The sequence below is a fragment of the Pedobacter sp. ASV1-7 genome (genome assembly GCF_040203335.1).
Lineage (GTDB): Bacteria > Bacteroidota > Bacteroidia > Sphingobacteriales > Sphingobacteriaceae > Pedobacter.
Genome location: NZ_JBEHBV010000005.1, coordinates 120,774 through 135,438, shown reverse-complemented (window position 1 = coordinate 135,438; position 14,665 = coordinate 120,774). Strand labels below are relative to the sequence as shown.

Genomic DNA, 14,665 nt, shown 5'->3' with positions numbered 1-14,665 from the left:
ACAATATAGAAAAACATGATATGAACAATTTATCCTTGCTAGAACAAGAAATATTAAAGCCCTCTGATGCATTGATTAATGATGTAAGTCGTATAAAAGGTGATATAATGCTGTTGGGAGTCGCCGGTAAAATGGGCCCTTCAATGGCTTGCTTAGCACGTCAGGCTGTTGATGTCGCTGGTACAGGGCAGAGAATAATCGGTGTGTCCCGTTTTTCAGATCAAGCATCACGTGCAACACTTGAAGCATCGGGTGTTGAAACAATTGCTGCTGATTTGTTGAATGAAGCAGAGCTGTTGGCCCTTCCTGATGCTGCGAATGTCATTTACCTTGCGGGTCATAAATTTGGGACAACAGGTAATGAAGCGTTTACCTGGGCAATGAATACTTATTTGCCAGGTCGTGTAGCTGAAAAATACCGAAATTCTAATATTGTTGCTTTCTCTTCGGGTAATGTTTTGCCATTTGTACCCGTTACATCAGGAGGGGTGTCTGAAGAAACTACTCCTGAGCCTATAGGGGAATATGCGCAATCTTGCTTAGGAAGAGAACGGATATTTGAATATTTTTCTCAAAAGAACAATACGCCAATGCTGATTTACAGATTAAATTATGCTGTTGACTTTCGTTACGGTGTAATGGTGGAACTAGCAAAATCTGTTCTTAGTGGTAAACCTATAGATCTACGTACAGAAAATGTAAATGTAATCTGGCAAGGCGATGCCAATGAAATTGCCATACGTTCCTTGTTACATTGTGAAGCTCCGGCTAAAATGTTAAATGTAACGGGTCCTGAAACATTATCTACCAGATGGATTGCAGAGCAGTTTGGGGTAATCTTTAATAAGGAACCAAATTTTGTTCATGAGAGTGCTGGTACAGCATTGTTAAATAATGCTTCGACTTGTCATCGTTTATTTGGTTATCCAAAGGTTACCGTAAGGGAGATTATAGAACTTACTGCAACCTGGATGCAGGAAGGCGGAGAAGCGCTCAATAAACCAACACATTTTCAGGAAAGATCAGGTAAATTTTAAGACATGGCAACTCAGTTATTATCAAAAAAAAAGCAAAACATACTTCAGCAGGGAACCGTAATTCCTGCGCACCCTTTAGCGCTTACCGCAGGTCGTGAGTTAGATGAAGCTTATCAAAGACAACTTACACAATACTATCTGGCATCAGGGGCTGGGGGAGTGGCCGTTGGAGTGCACAGCACACAATTTGCTATCCGTAATCCACAAGTAAATCTATACGAAAAGGTACTAGCCTTAGCTGCTGAAGAAATAGCAAAGTCTGGAATTCAGGATAGCTTTATAAGTGTTGCTGGAATCTGTGGTGATACGCATCAGGCTGTTCGGGAAGCCGGACTTGCAGTTCAATATGGTTATGATCTGGGATTATTGAGCATGGGTGGTTTGCAAGATAAAACAGAAGAAGAAATTCTGGATCGTACAAGAGCTGTTGCTGCAATTATGCCTGTATTTGGATTTTATCTTCAGCCGAGTGTTGGTGGTCGTATTTTTTCTTATGACTTCTGGTTGCAGTTTGCCAACATTGAAAACGTACTGGCTATTAAAGCTGCGCCATTTAACCGTTATCAGACCTTGGATATGGTTAGGGCTGTGTGCCATTCTAAACGAAATAATGAGATCACATTATATACCGGTAATGATGATAATATTGTAGCTGATTTATTGACTACATATCAGTTTGAAATTGATGGAAAGACAGTTAGCAAAAGGTTTGAGGGAGGTTTACTGGGGCACTGGGCGGTGTGGACTGAGGCTGCAGTAAGACTTTTTGAAGAGATTAAGCAATGCCGTGATTCGGGTTATGAAGGGGCGGCAGAGTTATTAACTAAAGGAATAGCTGTGACTGATATGAATGCATCAATATTCGATCCTTCACATGGTTTTCATGGTTGTATCCCCGGTATTCATGAGGTGCTGAAGAGGCAAGGGCTACTTCAGGGCATATGGTGTCTTGATCCTGATGAAGATTTGTCACCTGGACAGGCAGAAGAAATTACCCGTGTATGTCAGGCTTATCCTTATCTTACGGATGATTCCTTTGTTCAGGATTTTCTGGCCTCAAAGAAATAATGTTTAGATTTTGAAATTGAAAATTGCATGATGCGTTTAATTAGAATTATAGCTTTGCTGCCCTTGGCAGGATTATTTATTCATTGTAACTCTTCGAAACTAAATAATCCACCTGAACAACAGTTCAAAATAGGGAATACTACAGTTGGTATACAGTCCGTAGCTACTAATTTGAATGTACCTTGGCAAATAGCATGGGGGGCTGATCAACAGATTTGGTATACAGAACAATCTGGTAGCATAAGTAAAGTTAATCCTGAAACAGGTACAACCAAGCGGTTGTTACTGCTTAATGATGTGTTTCGTGATCGTACTTCAGGTTTGTTAGGAATGACATTACATCCGGATATGAAAGCTCATCCTTATGTATTTATCAATTATAGTGGTTATTCAAAAGATAAAAGCAAAGTATCTAAAGTGGTTAGGTATACCTACAATGCAGAAAAGGATACTTTGTTAAGTCCAGTAGTCTTTTTGGAGTATCCGGCCTGGACATCACATTTTGGTGCTCGTATTGTAATTGCACCAGATGGAAAGGTTATGATTTCTACTGGTGATGGGGCACAGCACGACAATGCACAGAATGTGCAGTCGCCAAACGGTAAAGTGTTGAGGTATAATTTGGATGGTAGCATTCCGACTGATAATCCTTTTAAGGGTAATCCGGTATGGGCTTGGGGATTACGTAATCCTCAAGGACTGGTATATGGGAATGGTAAGTTGTATTGTTCAGATCATGGCGATGCAACTGATGATGAGGTTAATTTGATTCATAAGGGGGCGAATTATGGTTGGCCATTTGTAGAAGGCTTTGTGGATACAGATAAAGAAAAGCTTTTTGCTAAAGACTCTATGGTTACTGCCCCATTAAAAGCCTGGACGCCAACAATTGCCCCTGCAGGTATGGCTTATTATTCGTCAGATAAAATCCCTGAACTAAAAGGTAATCTGTTATTGACTACTTTAAAAGGAAATAGTTTACGCGCTTTAGCGTTAGATGCTAATGGAGAACAGCTCGTTGAAGATGTGAATTATTTTGAGAAAGTGTTTGGAAGAGTGCGTTCAGTATGTGTTTCTCCTGCTGGGGATGTGTATATAGCTACGAGTAATCGCGATTGGAACCCCAATGCTGCCCCTGCTAAAAATGATGATCGGATTATCCGAATCTATCGATTAGATGCAAAAGATTCGGATCCTGCAGCTCAATCTGCAGTGATAGCCCATGAAAAAAACGAAGGCCTTAATAAGGGAGCGTTGCTTTATACTAATTACTGTGCGTCTTGTCATAAAGAGGATGGAAAGGGGATTGATCAAACGTTCCCGGCTTTGTTAAAATCACCTGTAGTTACTGGAGATAAAAAGCTATTGGTTCATACTGTGATGAATGGAAGAAACGCTATGCCTAAATTCTCTTTTATTGAAGATAAGGAGTTGGCAGTGCTACTTACTTATGTGCGCAAGCAGTTTGGTCAAGGCGCAGATGCAGTTTCAACTGAAGACATTAAAAAGGGCAGAAAGTAGTGCTGCTGTTTGTGTGTGTTAGTTATTAAAATCTTATGAGTAATCTTCCAAATATTAATCTTAAAGGGAATTATTAGAGTTTATTTTTATTTAAACATCAATCTTATTTTACTAAAGTATTACTAGGGCTTTTTTAGGGTTAATGGCCCTAGAAAGACCCTAGTAACCCCCTAGTAACCCCCTAGTAAAGCTATCGTAATACAAGCATCTGACACGTTCTTATACGAATACAAAACCTTGATTGTGAATTTTTTCTTAGAAACCAAAAAACCCTCTCAGTAAAACTGAAAGGGTTTGTATTTGGCTCCCTCTGCTGGGCTCGAACCAGCGACCCTCTGATTAACAGTCAGATGCTCTAACCAGCTGAGCTAAGAAGGAGTGCTGGTTACCAAAACGATGCTTTATGTTCCTTTAAAGGAAGCTTTTCATCTGCTTTGGGAGCACGAAGGTAAGAAACATAAATCAAATTGGCTAGGGAATTTTTAAAATAATTTGTTTCTTGTGTTTTATCTTTGTTTTTATCAATTGATATTTAACCATTATGAAAATAGATTGATTTTTTATTTGCAAGGGATAATGTTAGTTTAGTGTATACCTGCTACTGCTCTGCTACTGGTCAGATACTGGTCTGTTACTGGTTGGCTACTGCTTTTGCAGTAGAAAACCAGTGTTAAAGCAGTTCTAAGGCAGTTTTCGTGCAATATCTGTTACTTTTCAATGTCAAATATAATCAATCGACGTTTTCTAATAACGATAATTGTGATGAGGTTAATTTGATCCTTGATCCCATAAATTCCGCTTGATCTCATAAATGTGGATTTTGCATGAAAACCAAAAAAGCCTTTCAGTGAAAACTGAAAGGCTTTGTATTTGGCTCCCTCTGCTGGGCTCGAACCAGCGACCCTCTGATTAACAGTCAGATGCTCTAACCAGCTGAGCTAAGAAGGAGTGCTGGTTGCCAAAACGCCGTTTTTGATCTTTTAAAGAACATAAACGTTTGTTCGTTTTGGGAATGCAATATTAGGGGTTTTAATTTATTTATGCAATATTTGCAGTGAAAAAAAATTAAATAATTTATATGAGCCTGATAATCATAGGAACTGTAGCTTTCGATGCTATTGAAACTCCCTTCGGGAAAACGGATAAAATAGTAGGTGGGGCTGCAACATACGCAAGTTTAGCTGCTTCTTACTTCTATAATAAAGTGAAAATAGTAGGAGTTGTAGGAGATGACTTCCATAAAGAAGACATAGATACTTTCACTAAACATGGTATTGATACTGAAGGATTACAGATAAAAGAAGGAGAGAAATCTTTCTTCTGGTCTGGAAAATATCATAATGATATGAACAGCCGCGATACATTAGCTACTGAATTAAATGTATTAGCAGATTTTGACCCGATCATCCCAGAGAACTATCAGGACTGCGAATATTTAATGTTAGGTAATCTTACCCCTATAGTACAGCAAACTGTCATTAATCGCCTTAAAAACAGGCCTAAGCTGATTGTATTGGATACTATGAACTTCTGGATGGACATCATGATGGATGATTTAATGGAAACCATTAAAATGGTAGATGTTTTAACCATCAATGATGCAGAAGCTCGTCAATTGTCTGGTGAATATTCCCTAGTGAAAGCAGCCAAGAAAATTTTAGGAATGGGACCAAAATACCTGATCATCAAAAAAGGTGAGCATGGGGCTTTATTGTTCCATGAGGATAAAGTATTCTCAGCACCAGCACTTCCATTAGCAGAGGTTTTTGATCCAACAGGAGCAGGGGATACATTTGCAGGTGGCTTTATTGGTTATATGGCTAAAGTTGGAACTGTGAACTTCAATAATATGAAGAATGCAATTATCTTCGGGTCGGCATTAGCATCTTTCTGTGTAGAGAAATTTGGAACTGAGAAAATAAAAAACCTTACTGAAGCAGAAGTTGCTGCTCGTGTCCAGGAATTTGTAAACTTAAGTTCGTTTACTATCGAAGCGTAATTGCAAAATAGTATGATATGAAAATGGCTATTCAATTAAAGAATAGCCATTTTCATATCAAGATAATTTACCCACAACTTTAAATTTCTCAAATACGGTTTCTGTATGTGGGGCATCAGGTAACTCATCTGTTAGATCTTGTCCAGCCCAATGTTCATAGTGTTTCCCATTTCGCCATAATCTGCTTTCGCTAACGTCATAAATTATTCCTCTATAGGCTACCCATATTTGTGGTTTATCTTGTCCGTTTCGTAAGGCAAGCTGTTGTTTTGTATATAAAGGAAGTTTATCCATGTGTACCAAGCTTTTTGCTTTTAAAAAACTCGAACAGATAGATCGCTGCTAAAAGCATTCCCATAAAATAAAAATATACTTCAATAGGTAAATAGAACAAGTTCAATTTTAATGTCGCATCTTCATTGAAGATCAGTTGAGATTGTTTTTTGATGAAAATGCATAGTAAATAAAACGGAATAAGTAAGGTCGCATATGTACGATAGAATCTGTACATAAAGCGCAGTTTGTTTTTGTATTCTATATAAAGCAATAAGGCAAATAGAATCAAAAATGTAATTAAAGTGTACAATTTAAGGTAGCCAAAAAATAGCATCGCAACACAAATGCCGAGAACAAGATTGCTCAAAGAAAGACTAAAACTGTCTAAATTATTATCAGGGAACTTATTGTTTAAAAAATCATATAAATATAAACCCAAAACTGGAATAAAGAACTGCAAAGCAATAATACTAAGTGTAAAGCCGATGTTCTGATGATCGAATAATCCAAGCCCACTAAGCGATAGAACTCCTAGTACACTGAATAAATATGTAATCAGGAAAAAGAAAATTCCTGTTAAAGCAACTGATAGTGAAAATGCTTTTGGATAACTATTGTTCATGTAGGAATAGTAAGTTCAGCCCCAAAAGTATGATTTTGATACGGTTAAAGTCTATAATTAAGAATGGATTTTTTATATCTTTAAAATAATATCTAATTAAACTTTATCTCCATGAAAAAAACATTACTCTCATTTGTGCTCGTTGTAGCAGGCTTATATGGGTATAGCCAGGATGCACCAAAGGTAGATACCACTAAAAACTGGACTATTCACGGAGAAAATACTTTCCTCATAAACCAAAGTTCATTCTCTAACTGGTCTTCTGGTGGGGTAAACTCTATTGCGGGTAACCTGGTTTTTAATTATGATTTTAATTATAAAAAAGACAAGTGGAGTTGGGATAATAAAGTAATTGTTGGCTATGGCTTAAGTAAACAGGATGATTTGGGGTTACGTAAAAATGATGATAGGGTTATTTTAAATAGTTTGTTGGGCTATAAAGCTGCTCAGTACTGGTTGTATACTTTTTATGCAAATTTCCAAACGCAGTTTGCAAAAGGTTACACATATGATGGGAATAACAAAACTAAAATATCGAATGCTTTTGCTCCGGCATATCTTACTTTTGGTCCAGGTATCGCCTATAAGCGCTCCGATAATTTTAGGATTAACTTCTCTCCCGTAGCCTCAAGAATAGTAATGGTATTTGATGATGATCTCAATGCTGTTGTTCCTGCTTTCGGCGTTGATCCAGGTAAGAACATGCGTTTCGAATTTGGTGCTTCACTGGATGCTTACTATAAGGTTAATCTGATGGAAAATGTCAGTTTTGAAAATATATTAAAACTCTACTCTAATTATCTGGATAATCCACAAAATATTTATACTGATTATACCGCAAATCTGTTTATGAAGGTGAATAAATTCGTTACTGTAAATGCTGGTGTACAGATGATTTACGATGATAAAACATTAATTGCCAAAGAAGTAAATGGAGTGGTGGAAAGACATAAAGCTTTGCAGGTTAAACAGATTTTTGGTGCAGGCCTAACGTATAAATTTTAAGGTAAATACAATGTCTAATATCAATCTTATTATTGAGGAACGCCCAGCTAATATAGGCAACTTTATGGTTGGCAGATTATTGCCTTTTCGTGAAAAGCGGATGGTGGGGCCCTTTGCCTTTATAGATCATATGGGGCCGGTATGCATGAGTGATACTGAAAATATGGATGTACCACCCCATCCGCATATTGGTTTATCTACACTTACCTATCTTTTTGAAGGTAGTATTATGCATCGGGATAGCCTTGGTACAGAAATAGAAATAAAACCGGGGCAGGTGAATTGGATGACAGCCGGAAAAGGAATAGTGCATTCAGAAAGAACCCCCAGGTATCTTCGTAATTCGGATAAACTAATGCACGGCCTCCAGATATGGGTTGCCCTGCCTAAACATCTGGAAGAAATGGAGCCAGAGTTTTTCCATGTAGAGGGAAAAGGCTTACCTGAGTGGACAGATCAGGGTGTTCATTTTAAATTGATTGCAGGTGAGGCTTTTGGGCGGAAATCGGATGTGCCTGTTTATAGTCCGCTTTATTTCCTGGAATTAAAAACAACTGACCGACAAAGTATTAAAATTGGTAAAGACTTATTCGGGGAAAGTGCTTTGTATATTCTGGAAGGGGGGATTGAGAGTGAAGGTAATACTTTTGTGCCTAAACAATTATTGGTTGCTAAAGACAGCAAACTCTGTGAATTTGAAATGCTGGAGAATTCTACAATCTATATTTTTGGTGGTGAACCATTCAGTGAAGGGCGTATCATTTATTGGAATTTTGTGGCTTCAACCCCTGAAAGAATTGAAGAAGCAAAAACAATGTGGTTGGAACAAACCTTTAAACCTGTACCTGGCGAAACTGATTTTGTTCCCTTGCCAGTGCAAAGTGAAAATATAAAACGGCATAAGCCCTAGGGTGTATTTAGTAATTGGCGTTGCATTGCTTTTGCGGTTTGAGTGCTGCCATCATGACTCCAGCCCGGGGGATAAAGGAAATACTTAATCTTGTCCGTTAATTTTGGTGCTCTTTTTACATCGGCTAGTAAAGCTTTAAACTCATGAAAGATAATATTTAAAGCTCCTGTGTCTTCGGGTTGTTTGGTTAGTCCATAGACAATTTTCTCTTCATCAATTTCTTTTTGGAAAGTGCCAAATATACGATCCCACAGGATTAGCACCATACCCATATTTTTATCAAGATAGCGTAAGTTACTTGCATGATGAACACGATGATGGGAAGGGGTTACGAAGATATATTCGAAGATTGGATGTAGTTTGCCGATAGTTTGGGTATGAACAAGGTTACCGTAAATCTGAGTAATGAGATAAGCAAACAGAATATCGAATGCACTAAAACCCATTAAAGCGAGTGGAAGGTAAAAGAATACTCTGTAAAGTGGTTCGAATACAGTAGAACGGAAGCCCGTAGTAAGGTTGAAATATTGAGAAGAGTGATGAGTAACGTGCATGGCCCAGAAAAAACGTACATAATGGCCTGTGTAATGTAATACCCAATACAAAAAGTCTTGAGCCAGGATTAATATTAACCAGTAGAGGTAAATGTTAGTAATCTGAAACAACCTGTGGTACCTATAAACATATTCGAGCAACATAAAAGTGCCTGCTTTTGTGGTTACATTAACCAAAAATGCAATCGCCATAAGGTACATATTGGTTAAGGTGTCACGCCCCTGATAGTGTTTGCTATCGTGGGCGTAACTAAAATACATTTCAACCAGACTAAGTAAAATGACAAAGCCGAATAAAGTAACAACGGTTATACTTTTATCAAATTCAATCATCTTATTTTTTATTAAGGTATTGTTATTGTTTTTCGTTGTACGGTATGTGCACTAAAGAAACCGAGAGCATCTCCGCTGATGTTACTCACCGGGTTGCTGGGGGCAGCACCATTGTCTGATCCATTGGCATTAAATAAGCTGAACAGGTAGGTATATACACTAACATCTACGCAATGCATTTCTGCAGTTAGTTTATCACCTTTTTTAAAATTCAGCGATTTGTTTTTTGTGTCGTTTTCAAATACCAGATAGTCGTTAACTTCCTGTCCAGTAGTAAACTCATCATTCATTACTTTATACTGTTTCTGTATCCTATCATTAACAAACTGTTGAAACCAATAAAAGTTTTTAGTTTCTCCTGGATCTTTAAATTTCACCATTGGGGTTACTCTTGTAGTATCAAAATCAGCAGGCTTAAGGGTGAAATCTAAAAAAGGAACAAGTTGCGGCATAGTGCTACTAGCCTTAAATACCTGATCTTTAATATTTACAGTCAAATTATAGGTCTCACCGGGGATACCGGTTAATGCTGCGGATTCATAAATGCCTTTCTCTATTTCTGTCAACACAATGGTAATTTCTTTATTTTCAATTTTTACAATAGCACCACTAATTCCATTAAACTGATTGTCATCTCCAAAATCTTTGGTTTCACTAATGTATACCCTGCAAGAGCCGGCTTCATTGGTTATTGTGCCTTCTATTACATATTTGAGTACGTTGTCTTTAAGTTTAAGATCTATTGCTTTTTCGCATGACCATTGAGTCGAAATGATGAGTAAAAATATAAAACGAAGTATTATTTTCATAGGACTAGAATTTAAAATTATACGAAATTGACGGGACAAACTTGAACAATGTTGTTCTTACGGCTTCCGTTCTATTGGGGTCTGTTTCTTTATCTCTAAAAGTGATGCGATATGCATTCTCTCTTCCATAAGCATTGTATAAGCTGAAATTAAGTTCTGAAGAGAATTTCTTTGTCTGCTTTAACAATTTTGTAGCACCCAAATCAAGTCTGTGATAGCTTGGCATCCTGTCTGCATTACGTTCAGAAAAATTAAAATAGCTATGACCGAGAAGCTTGTACTTTCCGATAGGGAAGGTGACCGCATTTCCGGTAGCAAAAACCCAGTTGGCAGATAATGACCATTTCTTGTTAAGCTGATACATACTAACCAATGATATATCATGGGTTCTGTCCTGCCTGGCATTATACCAGTTGTTATCGTTAATGCCATCTATCTGTCTTTCTGACTTAGAAATGGTATAAGCAATCCAGCCTGTTAACTTACCATTCTTCTTTTTCAATAGAAATTCAGCGCCATAAGCTCTTCCTTTTCCATATAGTAATTGAGTCTCTATAGGTTTATTGGTATAGATATCGGCTCCGTTTCTATAGTCAATTTGGTTTTGAAGTGTCTTGTAGTAAGTTTCAACAGTTAGCTCATAATTGTCATTCCCCAGGTTTTTGTAATAGCCCAGAGACACCTGGTCACTTAATTCCGGTTTGATGATATTGGTGCTTGCTACCCATCTGTCTGTTGGAGAGGAAGCATTGGAATTGGATACCAGGTGTAGGTTTTGTGCATTTCTAACATAAGAGGCTTTAAGTGCTGTTGATTCATTCAGTTGTAATGCAGCTGCTATTCTTGGTTCTAAATTCACATAAGTTTTTACAAACTCCCCCTTTTTGTAACTGGTAGTTCCTGTTACATTACCCCCGTCATCTAAAGTATAGTAGTCGCCTTTTCCAAGTATGCTGAAGGCTGAAACCCTTAATCCATAAGTAAAGCTAAGTGCATTACTTGCTTTCCAGGTATTGCTGGCATAAATGGCATTCTCCAATGAATATCGGTTTTGAAGATCTTGTGAGATTAAGCCCGAGTTGCCGGTGGCCTGTACTTCACCGGGCTTTATGGTATGGTAAATGGAGTTTAAACCAAAGCTCACTGTATTTTTTTCATTCGCATACCATTGTAAATCTTCCTTAAAATTCCAATCTCTGATCTGTGAGAATAAAGTCAACGAACTTTCATCATCTGTGGATTGGATTTTATAGTTGTAGTTGCTGAAAATAAGTGAAGTGTTAGAGAATAATTTATTGCTGAAAACATGATTCCATCTTAATGTCGCAGCAGTATTGCCCCAATTTATTCCTATCAGATTGTCGGAGCCCAAAACATCCTTACCGAAGTAACCGGATACGAATAATCGGTCTTTATCACCAAGGATATAATTGGCTTTTAAATTGACGTCGTAGAAGTATAGTTTTGCATCTCTGACTGCTGAATCGCTTGATAATTTTAAAAACATATCTGCATAAGTTCTTCTGGCCGAAATGAGGAAGGAGGACTTCTCTTTTTGAATTGGTCCTTCTACATTGATTCTGGCAGCAATTAAACCTACTCCACCGCTTACACCATATTTCTGATTATTGCCATCGTTCATCTTTACATCAAGAACTGAAGATAGTCCGCCTCCATATTGTGCAGGCATACCGCTTTTATAAAGCGTTACATTCTTAATGGCATCCGAATTAAAGGTGGAGAAAAATCCAAGTAGATGCGAGGCATTGTAAACAGGTGCTTCATCGAGGAGAATCATGTTCTGATCGGCACTACCACCCCGCACAAAGAATCCTCCACTTCCTTCTCCGGAAGTTTTTACACCTGGTAAAAGCTGTAAAGTTTTTATAACATCCCGTTCACCAAGTAAGACAGGCACATTTTTAGTTTCATTGATACTCAGGCGTTCCATCCCCATCTGCGGGTTGTCTATATTCCTTTTTGTTGCATTTGAAGTAATGGTTACTGTTTCTAATTCGTTTAAGTCATCTTCAATAGCCACATTTAAACTGGTGTTTTTTTGAAGGTTTATTGTTGTTCTATAACTTTTGGAACCTATCGCATTTACTGTAATGGTATAATTTCCTTGAGGAAGTGTAAGTGAGTAAAAACCATATTCATTACTTTGAGTAGCATATTTGGTATCCATAGCACGAATAGTTGCTGCTATTAATGTTTCACCTGTGCTGGCCGATTTAATAGTACCACTTAAAGTATGTTTTTCCTGGCTTTTTTCCGGATTTGCCGCCGGACCGGCTTCCTGCTTTTTTTCTTTTGAGGAATCAAAGCGTATAAATATTTCTTTTCCTAAGGCCCTGAACTGGAGTGGATGTCCTGTAAAGGCTGTAGTCAGAATTGTAGATACTGACTTGTTCTGTGCAACAACACTGATCTTTATTTTACTCACAGCTATTTGTTCGTTGTATGTGAATTTAATACCACTTGTGTTGCTGATTTTATCTAAAGCATCTTTTAGCGACTCATTTTTCAGGCTAATCGAGATTTTTTTGTCGAGCTGTTCTTGTGCGTGTGTCCGGGTTTGCACCATAAGAAGCAGTAGTAATAGGATTGCAATAAGGGTCAGGAATCTGACCGATCCATTAAGTTTCATATAATTGTTTTGTGTGTTAAGGTTACAAAACCTGCATTAAATAATTTCGGCCTTAAAGCGGGAAATCTGTGCAGGATTCATAACTTTATAATCGGATATTGATTGAATTGCCCGTTAGTTCTCAAGGCTTGGGCATTAAATTAATTGGATACTTGCCTGGTTGTGTTCTTACATTGCCAGGCATTTATTTTATGATAACATACTTTCCTCCATCTTTCTCCCATTTAGTTTCCATTACAGTACATAGTTTGTCTAAAGTTTCATTTAGCGAATGGGTCATATTTAAACTTCCATAAAAAGTTTTTGTATACAAATCATGATCAAGATCAATTTGAATATTGTACTGGTTTTCCAGATCTTTAATGACTTCCTGAAGCGCAGTTCCCTTATAATCATATAAGCCTAACCGCTTATTAAGAAAAGCTGCTGCATCCGGATAGTTTACCTTAGAGACACTCAAAGCTGTTTTATCAATGATCAGGCGCTGGTTTGCGGTAATTGTATCTCGTTTGGTGTTGTTGTCGCCTTTTAAGGCAACGGCTACCTTGCCGGTAACCAGCGTAACATTTATGATGTGTTGATTTGTATATGCTGTAACATTAAAGCTAGTGCCCAGTACGGTTGTGCTTACTTCGCCACTCTTAATGATAAATGGATGTTTAGCATCATGTGTTACTTCGAAAAAAGCCTCTCCATCAAGAATTACCTTGCGCTCATTATCATCAAATTTTGCAGGATAACTGAGTGTACTATTCGGACTAAGCCAAACTTTTGTGCCGTCAGTAAGTTGAAGTTGTCTCCGTTCAGTTGTTGATCGTGCAAGCTGGTGTTTTGTTGTTGTATTGAATAGTTTGGTTATGTTCGATTGGTAAAAATAGATTCCTGTCAGAGCAATCAGTATAGCTGCTACTCCAATCCATTTCTTTAAACTGTAATATTTATGATTACTTACATCCAGCTTTATCTGTTTAGTATATTGTTGCAGAAATGGTGGTACTAACCCCTCTTCAGGGAGAGCTTCTGTCTGGTCCCATGTGTCGGATAACAAAGCCATGATTTCCTCCTTATCATGATGTTTGTTCAATAGGTTAAAGAATTGTTTAAGTTCATCTTCAGTACAACGGTTATGCAGGTACTGGTTATACAGGTATTTAAATCGTTCTTTTCCCTCCACAGTGTTGTGATTTTTATAACGTGGCTTCGTTGCCCGTTTATTATAATACAACTGAAGAATCGGAGGGGACTAGTGCGGACGAAAATAATTTGAAGATGCAATAATGAAACATACCATACTACCATGTTTATTTACATAACTGCGGATGAATTTTGTAGCTTCCACCATATGGTTTTTTACCGTGTTTTTTGAAATGTTCAACTTCTCAGCAATTTGATCATGGGTCATTTCTTCATTTCTGCTAAGCTGATAAATGATTTTCTTTTGAGGGGGTAAGAGGGATATTGCCTCATCATAGGTTTTTAATAGTTCTTTTTCCAACAGGTTGTCTTCTGTCGTATTGCGAATCTCCTCAATATAGCCCAATACCTCCTCTTGTAAGCTTTTCTCTCTAGCCACTTTTTTTAAGTAATTCAGCACATGGTTCAGCGTTATTTTTTTGATGTAGGCATTAAAGTTTAGTGTTGTATTGATCTGTTCTCTTTTTTGCCAGAGACGAATAAATACTTGCTGAACAATTTCTTCCGCTTCTTCTGACGATTTACAAAGATTATAAGCATAAGTGTACATTTTACTTCTGTATTGGTTGTAAATTTCTGCAAATGCCAGTTCATCGCCGTTCTTAAGTCTGGTCAGCAGTTCATTGTCCTCAGTAATATCTGATCGGTCCGTATGCATGGGAGTTTATAGCACCCAATGTTAGATAT

The 14,665-nt window shown here is 37.6% G+C and carries 13 protein-coding genes and 2 tRNA genes; 6 read left to right on the top strand and 9 right to left on the bottom strand.

What is annotated here, in order from left to right; all coding sequences use genetic code 11:
• The first annotated feature begins 20 nt into the window (after positions 1-20).
• Genes ABDJ41_RS13170 through ABDJ41_RS13160 form a run of 3 tightly spaced genes read left to right on the top strand, consistent with a single transcriptional unit; the run spans position 21 to position 3,626 of the window.
• Positions 21-1,037, top strand: coding sequence for an NAD-dependent epimerase/dehydratase family protein (locus ABDJ41_RS13170; protein ID WP_349786511.1), 1,017 nt, complete (start codon positions 21-23; stop codon positions 1,035-1,037).
• Positions 1,038-1,040: 3 nt separating this feature from the next.
• Positions 1,041-2,105, top strand: a complete 1,065-nt coding sequence (locus ABDJ41_RS13165; RefSeq protein ID WP_349786510.1) for a dihydrodipicolinate synthase family protein — start codon at positions 1,041-1,043, stop codon at positions 2,103-2,105.
• A gap of 27 nt (positions 2,106-2,132) precedes the next feature.
• A complete protein-coding gene (locus ABDJ41_RS13160; RefSeq protein ID WP_349786509.1) occupies positions 2,133-3,626 on the top strand; it encodes a PQQ-dependent sugar dehydrogenase in 1,494 nt (497 codons plus the stop codon).
• Positions 3,627-3,927: 301 nt separating this feature from the next.
• Here the strand turns inward: ABDJ41_RS13160 and ABDJ41_RS13155 are convergent.
• Both ABDJ41_RS13155 and ABDJ41_RS13150 read right to left on the bottom strand, forming a co-directional pair.
• Positions 3,928-4,004, bottom strand: a tRNA-Asn gene (locus ABDJ41_RS13155).
• Positions 4,005-4,497: 493 nt separating this feature from the next.
• Positions 4,498-4,574: transfer RNA gene (locus ABDJ41_RS13150), tRNA-Asn, on the bottom strand.
• A 130-nt stretch (positions 4,575-4,704) separates the two neighbouring features.
• Between ABDJ41_RS13150 and ABDJ41_RS13145 the strand changes: the two genes are divergently transcribed.
• A complete protein-coding gene (locus ABDJ41_RS13145) occupies positions 4,705-5,625 on the top strand; it encodes a PfkB family carbohydrate kinase (RefSeq protein WP_349786508.1) in 921 nt (306 codons plus the stop codon).
• 57 nt (positions 5,626-5,682) lie between these two features.
• Here ABDJ41_RS13145 and ABDJ41_RS13140 read toward each other — a convergent pair whose 3' ends face one another.
• A complete protein-coding gene (locus ABDJ41_RS13140; protein ID WP_349786507.1) occupies positions 5,683-5,919 on the bottom strand; it encodes a cytochrome b5 domain-containing protein in 237 nt (78 codons plus the stop codon).
• Positions 5,912-6,523, bottom strand: coding sequence for a lycopene cyclase domain-containing protein (locus ABDJ41_RS13135; protein WP_349786506.1), 612 nt, complete (start codon positions 6,521-6,523; stop codon positions 5,912-5,914). The genes ABDJ41_RS13140 and ABDJ41_RS13135 overlap by 8 nt, the downstream gene beginning before the upstream one ends.
• Positions 6,524-6,634: 111 nt before the next feature.
• Between ABDJ41_RS13135 and ABDJ41_RS13130 the strand changes: the two genes are divergently transcribed.
• Positions 6,635-7,528 carry a DUF3078 domain-containing protein gene (locus ABDJ41_RS13130; protein ID WP_349786505.1) on the top strand — a complete coding sequence of 298 codons (894 nt, stop codon included), beginning with the start codon at positions 6,635-6,637 and terminating at the stop codon, positions 7,526-7,528.
• 10 nt (positions 7,529-7,538) lie between these two features.
• Positions 7,539-8,438: a pirin family protein gene (locus tag ABDJ41_RS13125; RefSeq protein WP_349786504.1), complete on the top strand. Its 900-nt coding sequence runs from the start codon at positions 7,539-7,541 to the stop codon at positions 8,436-8,438.
• On the opposite strand, the gene ABDJ41_RS13120 is transcribed toward ABDJ41_RS13125, so the two are convergent.
• The 5 genes from ABDJ41_RS13120 to ABDJ41_RS13100 form a co-directional block, all read right to left on the bottom strand.
• Entirely contained in the window at positions 8,435-9,325 is an 891-nt protein-coding gene (locus tag ABDJ41_RS13120; protein ID WP_349786503.1) for a sterol desaturase family protein, read from the bottom strand. The two genes, ABDJ41_RS13125 and ABDJ41_RS13120, sit on opposite strands and share 4 nt — an antisense overlap.
• An 11-nt stretch (positions 9,326-9,336) precedes the next feature.
• The gene (locus ABDJ41_RS13115; protein WP_349786502.1) at positions 9,337-10,134 is read right to left on the bottom strand and encodes a DUF4249 family protein; all 798 of its coding nucleotides are present in this window, start codon (positions 10,132-10,134) and stop codon (positions 9,337-9,339) included.
• A gap of 4 nt (positions 10,135-10,138) precedes the next feature.
• Positions 10,139-12,784 (bottom strand): TonB-dependent receptor, encoded by a 2,646-nt coding sequence (locus tag ABDJ41_RS13110; protein ID WP_349786501.1) that lies wholly within the window; start codon positions 12,782-12,784, stop codon positions 10,139-10,141.
• Between the two features lie 184 nt (positions 12,785-12,968).
• A complete protein-coding gene (locus tag ABDJ41_RS13105; RefSeq protein ID WP_349786500.1) occupies positions 12,969-13,958 on the bottom strand; it encodes a FecR family protein in 990 nt (329 codons plus the stop codon).
• A gap of 69 nt (positions 13,959-14,027) precedes the next feature.
• Complete coding sequence (locus ABDJ41_RS13100) at positions 14,028-14,636, bottom strand: RNA polymerase sigma factor (RefSeq protein ID WP_349786499.1); 609 nt, start codon at positions 14,634-14,636, stop codon at positions 14,028-14,030.
• Between the last annotated feature and the right edge of the window lie 29 nt (positions 14,637-14,665).